This is a genomic window from Streptomyces flavovariabilis, assembly GCF_000725785.1.
GTDB classification, from domain to species: domain Bacteria; phylum Actinomycetota; class Actinomycetes; order Streptomycetales; family Streptomycetaceae; genus Streptomyces; species Streptomyces hawaiiensis.
The window spans coordinates 361,611-378,855 of record NZ_JNXD01000006.1 but is presented as its reverse complement, the minus strand read 5'-3'; the positions used below and the strand labels follow the sequence as shown (position 1 = coordinate 378,855).

Sequence of the window (17,245 nt, the reverse complement as noted above, 5' to 3'; positions counted from 1 at the left end):
GCGTGACTGCTCAGAGCTGGGACTTGATCTCGGAGATGAACTTCTTGGCCGCCGCCTTCGGCGACAGACGGTTGAACAGCACGTCCTCGTTGAGTCGCTGGAATATCTCGGGGACAGCGGGACCGGCCTTCGCGTTGGGGATGTGCAGAGCGGTCGGCTTCAGGGCGTTGACACGGCCCAGGTAGTCGGCGATCCGCTTTTCCGCGGGGGACAGCTCCGGCGTGATCGCCTTGAGCACGTCGGGGTTGTTGGGAACGCCGCGGTCGAACTTCTGGATCTCGGCCGCCTCGGGCGAGTTGACCAGGAAGTCGAGCAGCTCCGCGGCCTCCTTGGGGTGCTCGGTCCGCGCTGAGGCGCCGAAGAAGATGCCGGGCTTGGTGTAGGCGCCGACCTGGGAAGCCCCCTTCTCTCCGGGGAAGAGGAGCAGCTTCGCCTCGCGTCCGCTGGCGCCCTCGAGCGCACCGAGCTGGGTCACGGACACGTCGGTCATGGCCGCCTTGTGCTGGGCGACCAGGCTCTGCTCGACACCGGCTCCCGACGACAGTGCCTCGACCGCCGCGTCCGCACTGGTCGTGCCACCGCTGTCACGCAGCTTGACGACCCATTTCCAGTAGGCGGCCATGGTCCCCTCGGTGAAACCGATCTGGCTGCCGTCCTCGGTCCAGTAGTCCTCGCCGTGCTGCCGCAGCCACGGCCCCAGGTCGTTGGGGTAGAGCGGCATCACCGTGCCGACCAGACCCTTCGTCTTGGAGACGGCCTTCGAGACCTTCACGTAGTCGTCCCACGACCACTTGGTGTCGTCGGGCATGGGCACACCGGCTTTCTTGAACACCGCCGGGTCCGCGGCGATGCCGAACGCGCTGTCGCCGGCCGGAACACCGTAGAGGCCGCCCTTCACGGTCGTCATGGCCATCGAGTTCGCGGGCAGCTTGTCCGTGTGCAGCACGTCCTTGACCTTCTTCAGGTCCATCAGCTGCCCGTTGTCGATGTAGGAGTACATGAACGGGTCGGTGATCTGCAGGACGTCGGGCATGTCACTGGCGGCCGCGCTGGTCGACAGCTTCTTCCAGTAGTCGTCCCAGTTGGAGTACTCGGGCTGGACGTCGATGTTCGGGTGCTCCTTCTCGAACACCGCGATCATCTGCTTGGTCATCTCGTGCCGGGAGTCCGATCCCCACCAGTTGAACCGGATGACGGTCTTGCCGCCGTTGCTCCCGGAGGAGTCTCCGGCGCAGCCCGCGGTCAGGGCCAGGGCGAAGACCGAACAGGTCAGCCCGACCGCCCGGAGTCGAGAGCGTCTGCTCAGACGGGACGAGTGGTTCATGTTGGGGCTCCTCTGCTGCCATCACTGGGCGGTGCGCCCAGACGGGGGGAAACTTCGTCTCAAGAAGCCGACGTGCGCGCCGGCCCGTCTCGCCGCGTGGCGGCGGACTGCACAACTCGGCTGCTTTGCGGGCCGCGAAAGTTACCTGCGGTCCGGGTGCTGGCAGCCGGCCCGGCTCATCGGGATCCCGGGTGGGCTGCAGCGGCTCTGACAGGGGGTTTTGTGACCGTACGCTGGAGCCTTGGGTCGGTGTGCCGAGCTGATCCGCGGGGTTGACCGCGAGCATCGCACCGAGTTGCGGGGCTGTGTGCGTCAGCAATAGTGAACGTTCACGCGGCGAGCGTAGTAATCGACCACATCTCGGTCAAGGGTTCTGTAGGTAACACTTGGGTGCTTAGTGAGACTTCACTGGTTCCGGGCCGGTACGGGAGCGGCACGGACCGCGCGGGAACATGCCGGGTCGGCGCGTCCCGCCGGCTGTGGACGAGGCGTCCGGGTGCTCCGATCCGCCCGAACGCCCGTTGCGCGACGGCTGGTTGGTGGGGCCGACGGGCTACAGGGTGTGGTTCGTCCTCGCCGGTCCGGACGACTCGCGCAGCACGAGGCTGCAGTCGAGGTCCAGATGCAGTTCCGGCTCGGTCTCCTCGCGGATGCGGGCGAGCAGGGCCTGCATGGCCCGCCGGCCCATGGCCTCGCGGTCGAGATCCACGGTGGAGATGGACGGATTGAAGTACGCGGTGAACTCCTGGTTGTCCCAGCCGAAGACACTCACGTCCTCGGGGACCCGCCACCCGCGGTCCTGGAAGCCACGGATGACGCCCATGGCGACGTCGTCGTTGGCGGCGAGAACTGCGGTGACACCGGAGTCAGCCGACAGGCCCTGGGCCGCGTCGTATCCGGACCGCACGGACCAGTCACCGTCGATGACGGCGTAGTTCTCCAGGCCCCGCTCGGCGACCGTCCGCAGATAGACCTCGCGTCGTTTTCGTGCCGACATCCAGTCCGTACTGCCGGCAACATGCACGAAACGCCGATGGCCCAGGGAGACGAGGTGATCGATGATCATGGCGGCGGGCTCGCCGTCAGCCGTGATCCCGTGCGACCGCATCTGGTCGTCGTACTCACCTATGACGACGGTCGGAGTGTGGTCCAGCCCCAGCTTCTCCAGGTCGCCGATGGGGGTGAAGGTCAGCACTCCGTCTGCCTGACCGGAGTCGAGGAGAGCACGGACACGGTCCCCCCTGACCCGTTCGTCGCCTTCCAGGCCGACGATGTCCAGCTGGTAGCCGGCCGCCTGTGCCTCGGCGGACGCTCCCCGCAGGATCTGCGAGGGCACGAAGGTCGTCATGGCCGGCAGGACCACGGTGACGCGGTTGGACTTGCGGGTGCGCATCGACCGCGCCACCAGGTTGGGCCGGTAGTCGAGGTCGGCCACGGCCTGCTCGATGCGGGCCACCGTCTGCGGCTTCATGCCCCCGTTGCCCCGCAGAAAGCGCGAGACGGTCTGATGCGACACTCCCGCGTGCGCCGCGACGTCGAGAATCGTGGGACGCTTCCTGGACGGCGGGTTCGGCCGTTTCACGTCCCGCTCCGATCTCTCCGGTCCCGTGTCCGCGTCCACCGTGCCGCCCCCCGCCGCATCTCCGCGCCCCGCACGCCCATCGGTACTGTACTGCCCAGTTCTCCATGGCAGGCCGGGCCCTTGACTGTTGCTGTCTCTCCGGAGCCGACCGCATCGGCCGGTCCTGCCCGGCTGCCCTGCGGATCGTCCGGCCCGGCCGGCCGCATGATCCCTGTCCGGGACGTGCGGCCGGCCGCCGAGTCCGCCGTCACCGGGCGGCACGCGTTCCTCATGTCAGACCTGCAGAGTCCAGTGCTGGTTCGTGTGCTGCTCGTCGTTCCAGCAGGTGTACTGCAGCAGCCGCGCCCCGTCCGTCGTCAAGGCCCGGTCCACGTCGAGGCACTTGCCGGAGTGCCGGGCGATGATCTCGACGTAGCCGGTGCCGGTGTCGCTCAGCCGCCACTGCTGGCTGGTGCGGCCGTCGCAGGTCTGCTGGACGATCGCGGCCGAGTTCGCCGTGGAGGAGCCGGTCACGTCGAGGCACAGTCCCGAGTGCCGGGAGAGGATCTGGTAGTAGCCCCCGCCGACTTCGTGCAGCTGCCACCGCTGGTCGTCGCCGCCCGAGCAACCGGCCTGTTCGATCGCGGCCCCGGCCGTGGTCGAGGAGCCGACCGCCTCGGCGCACTTGGCCGAGTGCCGCGCCTTGAGCGTCGTCGTGTCGGCCAGCTGGGACAGTTCCGACGAGAGCACGGGGACGTAGAAGTCGGTGATCCCGGCGATGTTCGGATGCGTGCCGCTGCCGCCACTGCCCGGGTAGCCGCCCACGAGTCCGTCGAAGGTGTACGCCACCCGCTGGGCGTCGACGCGCGTGTCGAGCGTCGCGTCCCCGAAGACGTCGGCCACCGCGACGCCCCACTTCTGGGCGGCCTGCAACTGCACCTGGCGCAGGGCGAGCTGGGTGTCCCAGTCGCGCGAGCCCATCTTGTGGGCGGCCACGTAGACCAGCTGGGCGGTCGGCCACTTCTGCCGCATCGTGTAGATGGTGGTTTCGAGTGCCCCGGCGTAGGTGCCGGGGTCGAGGGTGGCGGGGTCCTGGGAGCCGCTGACGGTGCCGACCTCGTAGGTGTGCGAGTCGTGGATCTCCATCGCGTCGTTCGTGCCGCCGTCGAAGACGACGAAGTCGGGCGCCTGCGAGCTCGCCGACTTCACCTGGTTCAGGATCTGTCCACCGGTGGCGGTGGGCGCCGGGCCCACGGTCGCGCCGTTGCGCGCGTACTTCGTCAGCGTCATGCCCTCACGTTCGGCGACGAAGTTCACGAAGCTGCGCGCGTACTGGTGCCCGTAGACGATGCTGTCACCGAAGGCGTAGACGGACGAGCCGGCGAGGGATCCGTAGGCGGGGTTCGCGGGGCGGGTCAGGCGGAAGTTGTCGATCGACTGCACGCCGGTGCCGTAGTAGTTGCAGGCGACGAGCTTCGCCAGGTTCTGTCCCGTGATGCTCTTCGTGGCGGAGACCAGCACCTTCGGCGCGGCTTCCTTGCTGGTGACCGTGTACTGGACCTTGCCGAGAGTGAAGTCCATGTGCAGATCGACCGTGTACCACTTGGTCCGGTCGAAGCTGATCTTGGTCCAGGTGGGATTGAGTGAGTCCGGGGCGGAAGTGGAGTCCGAGTCGGGGCCCGTCGCGGCGTAGCGGAATTCCGCGCCGGTCGCGGCGATGCCGAAGACGAGGCGTCCGGCACTGTCGCGCAGTTCCAGACCGGTCTTCATCCCGGTGCTGCTGATAGCGGTCTTCCAGTCGAACCGCAGGTCGAGTGTCTTCTCCTGGGTGATCGACGACGCGAAGGGCCGCACGGACGTCGTGTAGTTGCCCATGCCCTTCGTGACCTCCAGTACGCCGTTGCCGACGGCGGCCCCGACCGGGAAACCGAAGTTCGCGGGGGTCGTCTGAGCGTCGAACGCCTCGTTGATCAACGTCGCGCCCGGCGTTTCGGCGGCGGAGGCGGCCGGAGCTGCGAGGAAGGGGGCGAGGAGCAGGATGCCGGCGGCCAGGGAGCCGGCCCATCTTCGGGGCCGAGGGCCCGTTCTGCGCATGACCGTATACACGTTGATCTCCCTTGGTCTGGTGATACCGACCGGTGCCCGGCGGAGGAGGAAGGGGGCCCGGCCGTGGCTCGGCCCGAGGGCGCACAGAAAAGCCACGAAGTACCGGGAGTGATGAGGTGTCCGACAACAGCAGGGGCAACGTAGTGATCGTTCACCTTGGCGGTCAAGAGGTCTGCGGGTGATCGTTCACTTCGCGGGAGTCCCACCGGCACGACCGGAGCCCACCCGCCCTGGACTGCGACGAAACTCTCCCCGTTCACACCATTGACACGCAAGCGTTTCAGACAGTCTTATGTGCGCCATCGTTGGTTTCAGTCAACCTCCGATCGCCAGGGCCCCGCCATCGCCTGTCGGCTCGATCGCGCTGCGCCCGACATCCCTGCCTCGAAGGTTTCCTACGGGCGCCATCGAACCCCAAATCGTGATCGTTCACTATCCGGCTGAAGTTCTCACCTGACACGGAGGTAGTGCAATGAAGTCGAACACCGGCACTTGGTCGCGCCGCAGATTCCTCGCCACGAGCGGGGCGGCAGCCCTCGGGGGCATGGCGCTGAACCTCGTCGGCGGCCTCCCGCGGGCAGCCGCGGCCGGCGGTGTGGTGTCCCACGTCGACACATCGAGGTCCACGTACGACAAGATCGCCCTGATGGTCGACGGGAAGCCCTTCTTCCACAGTGGCGTCCAGTTCCGGTACGAGAAGCACAAGTACACGTTCGGCTGGACGGACGCCCAGTTGAAGCCGGTGCTCGGGATGATCCGCGACGACGGGTTCACCGTCGTGAACATCCCGATCTGGTGGTCCAAGGTGGAGACCTCGAAGGATGTTTTCGACTTCACCGACATCGACAAGTACCTGGCCTGGTGCGGGGAGTACGGCCTCAAGCTGGAAATCCTGTGGTTCAGCCACGAATCGACCGGTTCATCCCTGGCGGCCCGGATGCCGGCCTACGTGATGAACGACTACCAGGCCGTGGTGAGGTCCGACGGCACCAAGCTGACCCTGAACGGCAACCCTCTCCTGGACAAGACCGATCCGAACATGCTCGCCAGGGAGAAGCATGTGCTCGGTCAGCTCATGGCCCACATCGCGTCCGTCGACACCGCTCACACCCTCATCGGCGTCCAGGTGCTGAACGAACCGAACGTGTCGAAGCAGCAGGGCGGCCAGTCCATCGACCGGAGCTACAGCACCTACAGCACCAACCTGTGGAACAGCGGCGGATACACCGACGCGACGAAGTTCCGCAAGGACGTGCTGCTGAACTACCTGACCCAGCTGGGACAGGTGATCAAGCAGTCGGACCACTCGGTGTACACCCGGACCAACATCGCCGGCAGCGGGGACACGGTTCCGGTCGCCGAGAACGAGGCCCTCAGGGCCCAGGGGACGGCGACCATCGACTTCTTCGGGAAGGACCCGTACACCACGGGCCTCGACACGCTCTACAACTACGGCAGGGACGCCACCTGGGCCCAGGGGAAGAACTTCCCCATGATCATGGAGAACTTCGGCGGAACCCCGGCAGCGGACGTCGAGAAGTTCAACGCCATCGCCGGCAACACCGCCCACAATCTGTACGCCGCCCTGGACCCGGACTCCAGCACGGGCAGCAGCGACCACGGCCTGTACGACTTCAACCCCACCACCAAGGTCGTCACCCGCCAGGCCGTCTCGGACAAGGTCGCCCGGCTCAATCACGCGCTGAACAAGATCCACCGGGACCTCGCCAGCAGGACTCCGGTGGAACGCGGCGGAACCAACCTGCAGACGTTCAACCGGGCTGCGACCGCAAGCACCACGACCACGAAGACCGTGGGCGGCGTCAACATCACGTTTACGACATCCAGCGGTGCGCAGGCATTCGGCGTCAGGCGCGGTCCGGCCGAGTTCGCTTTCACCACCACGACCCAGGCCACGTTCACGCTGCCGGGAACCATCGGCGTCGTACGGTCCGTCGAAACCGGACAGTACGACGCGAACGACAACTGGGTGAAGTCCGGCACCAAGGCGTACAGCACCGTGTCCGGGAACACCGAAATCACCCTGGCGGCCGAGGAATGCGTGCGGGTCTCCTACCTTGTCAGCGGCGCGCGGTACAAGCTGAGGAACACGTCCTCGGGCAAGTACCTCGACACCGATGCGAACGGTGCGGTCATCCTCTCGGCCGCGACCACCTACGACGACCAGGACTGGATCGTCGCCAAGGACTCGTCCGGATCCTGGACTGTCAAGAACGCGCGGACGGGACGCTTCTATCTGGAGACCAGCGCCGGCGCCAACAACGTCATATGGAACACCGGCACTGTTTCGGACGCCTCGCTCTGGAACCTGGAAGGGGTCGCGGCAGGAGGGCTCCGCGTCAGGAACACCCACACGGGAAGGGCCTACCTGTACGGGAACGCCGCGGGTGAGGCGAAGTGGAACACGGGAACGCAGGACGCGAGCACGGTCTGGGAGTTCCAGCCCAAGTAGCCGCCCTCCCGCCGCCCCTCCCTCGCGAGGCCGGAAGGCAGGACAACAGGTAAGGACGGCGCAGGGCGCCTGTGTAATGATTGCCGAATGAGTCAGGCCGACGTGTTGCGGGCTCTGGACGCCAGGGCCGCCGGCCAGTGGGGTCTGGTGACCACCGCCCAGGCGAAGCTGGACGGCGTGCAGGGCGTCCAGCTCCTGCGGCTGGAGCGGTCCGGGGCGCTGGAGAGTGTCGGCCACGGGGTGTACCGCCTGGCCGCCTCTCCCCCGCCGGAGCACCTCAGGATCAAGGTCGCGTGGCTGCGGCTGGACCCCGGGACCCCGGCGCGGGACCGCCGCACCGACGGCCCCGGGGGGGGCGTCGTCTCCCACACCTCCGCGTGTGCGGTGCACGGCCTGGGCGGCCGGCCCACCGACCCTGTGGAGCTGACGGTCTCCTCACGCCGTACCACTCGTGACGAGACCGTCGTGCTGCACCGGAGGCGCACGGACGCCGAGGACATCACCGTCGTCGACGGGCTGCCCGTCACCACCGTGCCGCGCACCGTCGTCGACCTGCTGGAAGACCGTGCCGACGCGGCCCGTACGGGCGCGTTCGTCGCCGAAGCCGCCGCCCGAAACCTGGTGCGCGTCGACGACCTCGCGCCACGGGTCGCGGCCTTCGCCGGTGCCTACGGGCTGCCCGCGGAGGCGTCCGGCACGGAGCTGCTGGAGTTTCTGTGCGAGCAGGCGAGGCGTCCTCTGCCGGCACGGAAGGCCGGTCGGCCCGCCGGGAAGTCCGCCGGCCCGGGGGCGGCCGCCAGCCCGGAGAGGAAGCGGCCGACCATATGGGAGGTCGCCAAGCGGGCCGGCGTGTCGCACCAGACCGTGTCCCGGTTCCTGAAGAACGACAGCGGCATGAAGCCGGCGACGCGAGCGAGGATCGAGCGGGCCGTCGCCGAGCTGGACTACCGGCCCAACCTCATGGCGCGGTCGATGCGCACGCAGCGGTCCCACCGGATCACCATCGTACTGCCCGAGTTGAGCGGCTTCGTCCCGATCCCTCTGCTGAGGGGCGCCTCGGCCGCGGCGCACGAGGCCGGGTACATGACCGACGTCGTCGGGCTGGAGGGCGGCGAGTCGCGGCGCGCCCGCAGTGTGCTGTCCCTGCTGGAGACCCGGCAGGCGGACGGGGTGCTGTCCCTGGTGCCGCTCGGGGACCTCGCCGGCGGCCAGGGCGTCGGGCAGCAGCCCGTGGTGGTGCTGGGCGAGTACGACGACAACCTCCAGTCCCGGGGACGGCTGGCCGACGGACGGCCCGCCGAGGAGATCCTGCGCCACCTCGCCGACCAGGGACACCGCCGGTTCCTCCACGTCGCCGGCTCGCAGGACTGGGCCTCGGCGCGCAACCGGCGGGCGGTCTACGTGGAGGCGGTCGAGCGCCTGGGCCTTACGTCCTATGGCGTCGTCGACGGCGACTGGTCCGTGCGCTCCGGCTACGAGGCCGCGCGGGACCTGCCCGCAGATTCCGGCGTGACGGCCGTGCTGGCCGCCAACGACTACGTCGCCCTTGGGGTACTCCGCGGTTTCCAGGACCGCGGTACGCGGGTGCCCGAGGAGATGAGCGTCTTCGGATGGGACGACGAGGAGTTCACCCGGTACTTCTCGCCGAGCATCTCGACGGTGCACATCAACAAGGAAGAGGTCGGCCGCCAGTCGATGCTGTCGCTGCTCGCTCTTCTGCGTGGCGAGCCCGAGCCGGAGGCCGAGGTCACAGATCTGTTCCACCTCGTGCCGCGTGGGTCGAGCGGCCCGGCCCCTCGCTGAGTCCCTCCGGTGTCCCTGCCGGGACGTCACACGCGAAAAAGTGAACGATCACTGCGCAACTCTTGACCGTCAAGGTGACCGTTCACTACGTTCATTCTGCCGCCGCGTTCACATCGGCGAGAGAGCCGAGTTCGTCCGACAGAACCGTTCCCCTCGACCGCACGGCCATGCGTGCACGCCCTGGGCTGAGCAGCTCGAACCGACCTTCTTCGTCAGCGGTTCGACGACCCCCAGTGCCGCGCCCAGGCAGCGCCCGAGCTTCCACGAAAGAGCCACATGACTGAGTACAGCCAGCCCGCGCGGGTGGCGATCGTCGGCGCCGGAAACATCGCCGAAGGCTGCCACATGCCCGCTGTCCAGGCCCAGGACGGCGAGGCGACCGTCATCGCCGTCGTCGACGTCGACCTGCAGCGCGCCGAGGCCTTCGCCGCCCGCTGGGGCATTCCCGCCGCCTACGACGGCCTCGACCGGATGCTCCAGGAGCAGCGCCCGGACCTGGTCATCGTCTGCACGCCCCCGATCGCCCACGGCGAGGCCATCACCGCCTGTCTGGACGCCGGCGCGTGGGTGTGGTGCGAGAAGCCTCCCACCCTCTCGGTGGCCGAGTACGACGCCGTCGCCGCCCACGAGCGCGAGGGCGGCCCGTATGTCTCCTATGTGTTCCAGCACCGGTTCGGGTCCGCCGCCCGGGCCTTGCGGGAGCACATCCGCACCGGCAGCCTCGGCGCTCCCCTGGTCGGCGTCTGCCACACCCTGTGGTACCGGGACGACGCCTACTTCGAGGTTCCCTGGCGCGGCAAGTGGGAGACCGAGGGCGGTGGCCCCACCATGGGCCATGGCATCCACCAGATGGACCTCATGCTGTCCCTGATGGGCGAGTGGACCGAAGTCCGCGCCGCCATGGGCACGTTGGCCCGCGACGTGGAGACCGAGGACGTCTCCATGGCGATGGTCCGCTTCGCCGGCGGCGCCATGGTGTCCATGGTGAACAGCCTCCTCTCCCCCCGCGAGACCAGCTACCTGCGCTTCGACTTCCCCGAGGCCACGGTCGAGTTGTCCCACCTGTACGGCTACGACAACTCCCACTGGACGTGGACCCCCGCACCTCACCGGGCCGGCGCCACGGTCGTGGAGCTCGGAGCGCCGCTCGACGACGAAGCCAGTTCGCACGCCGCGCAACTGCGCGTGCTGCTGCGGTCGCTGCGCGCGGGGGAACGCCCCGAGGCCAGTGGCGACGACGGCCGCCGCGCCCTGGCCTTCATCGCCGCCCTGTACGAGTCGGCGCGGACCGGACGCCCCGTCACCCCGGACATGATCAGCCCGGCCAGCCCCGTCTACCACTCCATGAGCGGTCGCCCCGGCGCCGCCCGGGACAACGCCGCCAAGGAGAAGACCGGTGTCTGACACCCACTTCCGCATCGACCACGACGCCGCCGGAAACCAGTTCGTGGTCTCGGCCGCGGGCACGGACCTCGCCACGTACGTGTACCGGCCGGTCACCCCCCTCGAAGAGTCCCCCAAGCCCTACCTCTATCCGCTGAGAACCCTCTCCGGCGCGCCCGTGGGCGTCTACCGGCCCTGGGACCACCGCTGGCACAAGGGCCTGCAGATGACCTGGTCACATCTGTCCGGCGACAACTTCTGGGGCGGCCCGACCTTCCAGCAGGGCGCGCCCGGCCACGGCTACGTCTGGCAGGAGAACCACGGCCGACAGGTGCACCGCGCCTTCGAGCCGCAGGACCTCGGCGGCAGCGAGGTGTCCGTCGTCCAGGGCCTGGACTGGATCTCCTCCCGGGACGAGGTGTGGATCGACGAGACCCGCACGCTCCGCTTCCACAGCGCCGACACCGCCGGCGGTGTCTGGGCACTGGACTTCACCACCGCCCTGACCAACGTGCACCGCGAACCACTGGAGATGGGCAGCCCCTCCACGCACGGCCGCCCCAACGCCGGCTATACGGGACTGTTCTGGCGCGGGCCCCGGGCCTGGACCGGTGCGGACGTCATCGCCGACGGGGGCCACGAGGGCGACGCCGTCATGGGTACCCGGGGCGCCTGGGCGGCCATCGCCGGTGAGCACGACGAACTCGACGGCGGCGCCACGGTCCTCGCCTACGCCGGCACCACCAGCGCCTCCACCCCACTGACGTGGTTCGCCCGCACCAGCGCCTTCGCCTGCCTCAACCCCTCGCCGGCCTTCGACACGGAGATCAAGCTGGAACCCGGTGAGACGCTGCGCCTGAACCACCGCTTCGTGTTCCTCGACCGCATGGTGGATCGCCGCGAACTCGAACCGATCGCAGAGGAGTTCGCGCTGTGACCTCACACCCCGACTTCCCCGGAGCCGTGGGGCTCAGCCAGCTCGCGGTATACCCCTGGCCCACGGCGGACGAGGAACACGGCGGCTCGCCGCACATGCACCTCACCTGCGCGGAGTGCTACCTCGTCGTCAGCGGCCGCGGCCGCCTGGAGACCCTCAACTACAAGGGGCTCACGACGACCGAGCTGCATCCCGGAGACGTCGTCTGGTTCACCCCCGGCACGATCCACCGAGCCATCAACGACGGGGACCTGCGCGTGATCGTCGTCATGCAGAACAGCGGCCTCCCCGAGGCAGGCGACGCGGTCATGACGTTCCCGCCCGAGTACCTGTCCCCCGAGACCTACCCGGGAGCGGCCTCACTCCTCGACGCCGACGGCAGCCCCAGCCACGAGCGCGCGCAGGCTCGCAGGGACCTGGCCATCACCGGCTTCACCGAACTGAAGCGGCAGTGGCGGCGAGGAAACCGCTCGGCGTACGAGGACTTCTGCGCGGCAGCGGTGCGGCTCGTCCAACCCCTTCTGGACACCTGGGAGAAGACGGTCAGCGACGGGGCACTGGCCGCCGCGCACACGGCATTGCGGCAGATCGACGCACTGCGGCAGTGCCGCTTCAACCACTTGTTCAGCGCGGAGATCTCGCGTATCGCCCAGCCTTCCCGACAGACGCTGGGCATGTGCGGTTTCCTCCACGCCTACGACCCGGCCCGCCGGGCCGGCACATCGGCCGGGCGGAAGTCAGGCCTGTTCGCGGCCGATGCTGAAGAATGTGTCCGACCGGGTGCTGATCTTCCCGGGTTGAGCTGAGGAAAGCGTTTCGAATGAGTTCGATACTGCCTGAGGACGGTAGCAGCGCAGATGCTGCGACCACCCCGATCTTGTCGGGGATGTACCCCGATCCATCGGTGTGCCGGGTCGGAGGGGACTTCTTTCTGGCGAATTCATCGTTCGAGTACAGTCCCGGCATCCCGATCTGGCATTCCCGGGACCTGGTGTCCTGGCGTCAGATCGGCAACGCCCTGACGCGGGAGGATCAGTTCCCCGCGGGCCGGTCGCCGTCGAGCCGCGGCGTCTACGCCCCGACCCTGCGCCACCACGAGGGCCGACTCTGGCTGATCACCACAAACATCGACGATGCTCGCGGGGGTCATCAGATCTACCACGCGAGCGACCCGGCCGGGCCGTGGTCCGCGCCGGTGTGCCTGACCGAACTCGACGGCATCGACCCGGACCTGGTCTGGGACGACGAGGGAACGTGCCTGGTCACCTATTGCTCGTGGTCGGAGACCGAGATCGGCATCAGGCAGGTCGCGGTCGATCTGGAGCGGGGTGTGGCCCTCGAGCAGCCGCGGTGGATCTGGCACGGTACCGGCCTCGCCCATTCCGAAGGACCACATCTGTACCGGCGCGACGGCTGGTGGTACCTGGTCATCGCCGAAGGCGGCACCGACCGGGGCCACGTGGTGTCGGTCGCGCGCTCCCGCAGCCCGCGAGGGCCGTTCGAGACTGCCGCGCACAATCCGGTCCTCACCCACCGCAGCACGGCGCATGCCGTCCAGAACGTCGGTCATGCCGATCTCGTCGAGCGCCCCGACGGGACGTGGGCGGCGGTGTATCTCGGCACACGGCCCCGAGGCCGTAGTCCCCGCTTCCATGTGAACGGGCGTGAGACGTTTCTCGCCGCCGTCTCCTGGGTGGACGACTGGCCACACTTCGCGTCGGCGAGCGTGCGCGTCCCCACCGGGCAGCGGGACTTCGAGGACGACTTCTCCGCGCCCCAACTGCATCTCAGGTGGGTCTCGCCCGGCGAGCGTCCCGACCGCTTCGTCCGCCGCGCGCCGGACGGGATGGTCGTGGGTCACGCACCGAGCGAGAACGGTGAGCCCTCGGGCCTGTTCACCCGGGTCGGCGGAGACCACTGGGAGACCGACTTCCTCGTCGATCCTGGGGAGGGCGCCTTCACCGTCGCCCTACGGCTTGATGGTGCTCATTGGTACGGGCTGCGCGTCGCCGACGGCGAAGTCACGGCCATCGCACGTATCGGACAGATCCAGACAGTTCTCGACTCCCGCCCGCTGCCCGACGCCCCTGTCACCCTCCGCATCCGGTCCACGGAGCCGACCTGGAACGGGCCGGACGACATCGAACTGGGCATCGGTGACGGAAGCGGCGCCGATGCTCTCGTCCGCCTGGACGGACGCTATCTCTCCACCGAAGTGGCGGGCGGGTTCACCGGGCGCCTGGTCGGTGTGTGGGCCGAGTCGCGGGAGGTCCTTGTCCGCCGGGTCCGGTTCGCCGAACAGCGCGCCTGACTCCGCCGCGTCACGGACGTACTCCCTTGACCCGGACTCTGCCTCACGAGGTGCGCCGCGGGTCGTGCATGGGCTGGACCGGACCGCGGGCCTCCTGACCTGTCGCCCCGGAGAACCTGTTCAGCCGACCGCAGGCTCAGCGACGCCCCGAGCGGATCCTGGCGCACCGTCAGCGGCCCGCCGGGTTTTGCTCCATCGGCCGGCTGCGTCTGGGCAACCAGCCCCGACCAGCGGGGGCAGGGTCGCGGCGCGGCAACCACTCCTGGAACCACCCCGACCTCACCGGGCTCACCCCCCAGCAGATCGCCTCCCAGCTCAACCGCACCAGCGCCGCCATCAAGGCCGCCACGGGCAAGACCCCCACCGTCTTCCGGCCGCCCTACGGCGCCATCAACCGCACCGTCAAGGCCGCCACCACCCTCTCGCCGGTGCTGTGGGACGTCGACACCGAGGACTGGAAGTACCGCTTCCCCGCCAAGGTCGCCCAGACCGTCATCGACAAGACCCAGCGCAACGACGTCGTCCTCATGCACGACATCCACGCCACCTCCGTCGCCGCCGTCCCCCAGATCCTGCGCGCCCTCACCGCCCGCGGCTACCACTTCGTGACCGTCAGCCACCTGCGGGCCACGCTGTGAGGCGGAGGGGGACGCCAGGGAGGACTTGCCGGGCCGGATCGAGGACGGCCAGGAGAGCGAGGTCAGACCGAAGACAGTCAGAAACAGCGCTCTGCCCGCGGACTCGTCGTCGCACTCGCTCTTGGATTGACTGGACGCCGTTGGACGGTCCCTGCAACCTGTGCCTGTGGTGCCACCATGGTCGCGTATTGGATTGCCAACCCGGGACGGTCTCCGCGGCGACCTCGTTCAGGCAGCATCCCAGAGTGCGCATCGAGGATGTGTGCTGTACGGAGCGCGGCAGAGGAACCTCCCGGAACTCGCCCACCCTGCGATGCTTCAGCTTCGCCGGCTTGTGCGTGTTGGAGTGGATCTGCTTGTGAACCCGGTAGACGTCATCCCCCACGACATTGTCGAGGTTCACCGCCCGGGCCTAGCCATTGCGCACGCCACAGCCCACCATCATGACGATCTCAAGCGCTGGAAACTCTGGACCCACTTCACAGGATCGTCCGCCGTGGCCCCCGTGCCATAGGCGTCCCGCAGGATGGCCTTTCAGGGTCCGAAAGATGTTCACCTGATTGCCGCGACCCACGTCATCGACCTCCAACTCGTCCAGGAAACTGAGCACGATCGGCGTGAACGGGGTTCAGCTTCCTCGATCCGAGGCGGGGACGATGTGCACGTTGATGGAGCTGTCCACGTGCCAGTCCGTGGAGTGCTCCGTCATCCTGCGCTGCCGGGGTCGCCACTGCTTCGCGTACTCCGCGACCGTCTGCTGATCGAGTTCCCGGCGGGCCTCGGCAACGGATGGCGCCGTCTGCCTTTCTCTCCGCGTGGATCTGCGTCAGGCGCTCGTTCGGTCGTCCTGCGTTTCGTGGCCGGCCTCTTCACGCTGTTTACCGAGAGCGTCCCGGATCCGCGTTGTGTACGGGTGCGGGCAGCGGATCGGCCTGGAACAACCGCACTCCTTGAAGAAGGACCCCATCCCACGGGTGAGCTGTCGAGCCACATATCAAGCCTTCCGAGCAGGCGTCGGGCGGGGCAGCAGGTCCCTGCCGCGGGTGCAGGTCAGCAAGCCGGACACCGTCCGACCTGATGCTGACCATTTGCTGACCTGGAGGCGGCGATCAGGGACTTGAACTGCAGAAACACGCAAACGCTAGATCTTGGACTTGAACATGGTACGGAACATGGAGTGGCTCCCGAATTGTCTGCTCCCTGCCTGCTTTGTGCAGGTCAAGGGCGGTCTTCGGAGAGTACAACGATTGGCATGTCTGGTCAGCTGTCCTCAGGTGTTTCAGGGCTCACACTCGCCCTTGCCGCTCTTCCCAACGCATAGCAGGGTCGCGAGGCAAGTCCTCAACCCCGTCATGGCCGCAACGGAGACGCATGTGCCGATGCCAACGCCTCCAACCTTCGTCATCCGCGCCACAGGTCACCGGGCCCCACCTGGGCGCACAGAGGTGGCTCGGCCTTTCCTTCGTATGCCAAATGGAGTTCACGTCGTGCCCGGGTCGCCAGCACGTAATACGTCATGCGCAGGCAGCCGAAGTGGGATCGACCGCCGCGTCCGTATGCGTGTCGGGGATGACGACGGTGTCGAAGCCGAGCCCTTTGGCACTCGCCCGGTGGATGAGCACGATCCCCGGGCGACCGAGGTCCAGCTTGCGGTAACGGCCTTGTGCCGCTCGGGCCCGGGAGGTGTACAGCTGTGGTTTGAGCCGGGGTGCTCTGCGCTCCAGACTGCCGAGCAGTGAGAACTGGGTGTCGGTGGAGTTCACGATCACGCCGATGCGCTGCTGCGGGTGCCTCTGCGCCAGAAGGATCAGCAGGTCGGCTGCGCCGCCGTTCGGCAGACGGTGCAGGCGCGGGGGCGGGCCTTCGCGTTCCGGGAGGACAGGCAGACCGGTCCCCGTGTGGAAGTGTGCGGCGAAGGACGCGATCTGGCGTGTGTTGCGATGGTTGCCGTCAAGTGCGAGACATGTGCAGCGGCCCAACCGCTCGGCGATCTCAGCAAGCGTGGAGTTGGCGTCGGTCAGCCGCTGGCACTCGTCCGCGAGGACCGTCGTTCGCGCTCCGAGCAGACGGCAGAGGCGATAGAACTCCGGGGGCAGGTCCTGGCCTTCGTCGACGACCAGGGTGAGTCCGGGCACCGGGCCGGTCTCCACGGCACGGTCGTAGAAGGCGGGCCAGTCGAACCAGCCGTCCGTGCCGCGTGGGGGCTGTCCGCCGTACCACTCGGTGAGCCACGCGTGTGCGGTCGCGGCCAGTGACTGGCGGAGCAGGTTGGACCGGGTCAACAGGACTGCCGGGGTTCCGGTGAGGGCGAGCATGATGGCTCGTTGGACCGCCAGGAGGCTCTTGCCGCTGCCGGGCGGACCGCTGATCAGGTGATTGCCGTCGAAGGGGAGGCCGTCGAGGCAGGAGCGCTGTTCCGGTACGAGGTCGAGGTAGGTGAGGGTCACATCTCCTCCAGGGCATCCACCGCGGCGCTCCGGGCGGCCGTGACGATCGACTCCAGGAAGCCGGGCACCTGTTCGCCGCCGACGACGAGAGCGCGGTCGAGGAGGGTGCTGCCGGTTTCGCAGCTCGTCTCGGGCAGCAGGGCGCAGGCGTGGCAGGCCGCGCGGTTGAGGTTGCCGAAGCCCTGGCCGGTATGTTCGGCGCAGAGGGGGTCGGCGGAGCACCAGGCGGCGGCTTCGGTCATGCGCAGCAGGGTCTCGGCGA

12 protein-coding genes and 1 pseudogene are annotated in these 17,245 nt (G+C 68.2%); 8 read left to right on the top strand and 5 right to left on the bottom strand.

Going from position 1 to position 17,245, the window contains the following annotated elements:
- Positions 1 to 10 precede the first annotated feature (10 nt).
- From IO24_RS0113865 to IO24_RS0113855, 3 genes are all read right to left on the bottom strand, one after another.
- Positions 11 to 1,324: an ABC transporter substrate-binding protein gene (locus IO24_RS0113865; RefSeq protein ID WP_045297054.1), complete on the bottom strand. Its 1,314-nt coding sequence runs from the start codon at positions 1,322 to 1,324 to the stop codon at positions 11 to 13.
- Between the two features lie 553 nt (positions 1,325 to 1,877).
- Complete coding sequence (locus IO24_RS0113860; RefSeq protein WP_031135506.1) at positions 1,878 to 2,906, bottom strand: LacI family DNA-binding transcriptional regulator; 1,029 nt, start codon at positions 2,904 to 2,906, stop codon at positions 1,878 to 1,880.
- A 273-nt stretch (positions 2,907 to 3,179) separates the two neighbouring features.
- Complete coding sequence (locus IO24_RS0113855) at positions 3,180 to 4,979, bottom strand: RICIN domain-containing protein (RefSeq protein ID WP_031135505.1); 1,800 nt, start codon at positions 4,977 to 4,979, stop codon at positions 3,180 to 3,182.
- 484 nt (positions 4,980 to 5,463) lie between these two features.
- On the opposite strand from IO24_RS0113855, the gene IO24_RS0113850 reads away from it, so the two are divergent.
- From IO24_RS0113850 to IO24_RS46345, 8 genes and pseudogenes are all read left to right on the top strand, one after another.
- Complete coding sequence (locus IO24_RS0113850) at positions 5,464 to 7,464, top strand: RICIN domain-containing protein (RefSeq protein WP_078899506.1); 2,001 nt, start codon at positions 5,464 to 5,466, stop codon at positions 7,462 to 7,464.
- 87 nt (positions 7,465 to 7,551) lie between these two features.
- Positions 7,552 to 9,267 carry a substrate-binding domain-containing protein gene (locus IO24_RS42915; protein WP_078899507.1) on the top strand — a complete coding sequence of 572 codons (1,716 nt, stop codon included), beginning with the start codon at positions 7,552 to 7,554 and terminating at the stop codon, positions 9,265 to 9,267.
- Between the two features lie 276 nt (positions 9,268 to 9,543).
- A complete protein-coding gene (locus tag IO24_RS0113840; RefSeq protein WP_031135498.1) occupies positions 9,544 to 10,671 on the top strand; it encodes a Gfo/Idh/MocA family protein in 1,128 nt (375 codons plus the stop codon).
- Positions 10,664 to 11,587: a DUF6807 domain-containing protein gene (locus IO24_RS0113835; RefSeq protein WP_199808886.1), complete on the top strand. Its 924-nt coding sequence runs from the start codon at positions 10,664 to 10,666 to the stop codon at positions 11,585 to 11,587. Before IO24_RS0113840 ends, IO24_RS0113835 begins: the two co-directional genes overlap by 8 nt.
- On the top strand, positions 11,584 to 12,393 hold the full coding sequence (locus tag IO24_RS0113830; RefSeq protein WP_063768070.1) for a cupin domain-containing protein: 810 nt from the start codon (positions 11,584 to 11,586) through the stop codon (positions 12,391 to 12,393). The genes IO24_RS0113835 and IO24_RS0113830 overlap by 4 nt, the downstream gene beginning before the upstream one ends.
- 14 nt (positions 12,394 to 12,407) lie before the next feature.
- Positions 12,408 to 13,898: a glycoside hydrolase family 43 protein gene (locus tag IO24_RS0113825; RefSeq protein ID WP_045297056.1), complete on the top strand. Its 1,491-nt coding sequence runs from the start codon at positions 12,408 to 12,410 to the stop codon at positions 13,896 to 13,898.
- Positions 13,899 to 14,014: 116 nt separating this feature from the next.
- A pseudogene (locus IO24_RS47575) lies at positions 14,015 to 14,299 on the top strand (polysaccharide deacetylase family protein); the annotation flags it as partial.
- 27 nt (positions 14,300 to 14,326) lie between these two features.
- The gene (locus IO24_RS46345) at positions 14,327 to 14,536 is read left to right on the top strand and encodes a polysaccharide deacetylase family protein (RefSeq protein ID WP_051905901.1); all 210 of its coding nucleotides are present in this window, start codon (positions 14,327 to 14,329) and stop codon (positions 14,534 to 14,536) included.
- A gap of 1,514 nt (positions 14,537 to 16,050) precedes the next feature.
- Here IO24_RS46345 and IO24_RS40650 read toward each other — a convergent pair.
- The gene (locus tag IO24_RS40650) at positions 16,051 to 16,983 is read right to left on the bottom strand and encodes a DEAD/DEAH box helicase (protein ID WP_234335385.1); all 933 of its coding nucleotides are present in this window, start codon (positions 16,981 to 16,983) and stop codon (positions 16,051 to 16,053) included.
- Positions 16,980 to 17,225 (bottom strand): hypothetical protein, encoded by a 246-nt coding sequence (locus IO24_RS0113805; protein WP_078965989.1) that lies wholly within the window; start codon positions 17,223 to 17,225, stop codon positions 16,980 to 16,982. Before IO24_RS0113805 ends, IO24_RS40650 begins: the two co-directional genes overlap by 4 nt.
- Positions 17,226 to 17,245: the final 20 nt, after the last annotated feature.

Excerpts from the sequence above, each read along its gene's own strand:
- IO24_RS0113865 (WP_045297054.1), bottom strand. The coding sequence starts at position 1,324 with ATGAACCACTCGTCCCGTCTGAGCAGACGCTCTCGACTCCGGGCGGTC.
- IO24_RS0113855 (WP_031135505.1), bottom strand. The coding sequence starts at position 4,979 with ATGCGCAGAACGGGCCCTCGGCCCCGAAGATGGGCCGGCTCCCTGGCC.
- IO24_RS0113850 (WP_078899506.1), top strand. The coding sequence starts at position 5,464 with ATGAAGTCGAACACCGGCACTTGGTCGCGCCGCAGATTCCTCGCCACG.
- IO24_RS42915 (WP_078899507.1), top strand. The coding sequence starts at position 7,552 with ATGAGTCAGGCCGACGTGTTGCGGGCTCTGGACGCCAGGGCCGCCGGC.
- IO24_RS0113840 (WP_031135498.1), top strand. The coding sequence starts at position 9,544 with ATGACTGAGTACAGCCAGCCCGCGCGGGTGGCGATCGTCGGCGCCGGA.
- IO24_RS0113825 (WP_045297056.1), top strand. The coding sequence starts at position 12,408 with ATGAGTTCGATACTGCCTGAGGACGGTAGCAGCGCAGATGCTGCGACC.
- IO24_RS0113805 (WP_078965989.1), bottom strand. The coding sequence starts at position 17,225 with ATGACCGAAGCCGCCGCCTGGTGCTCCGCCGACCCCCTCTGCGCCGAA.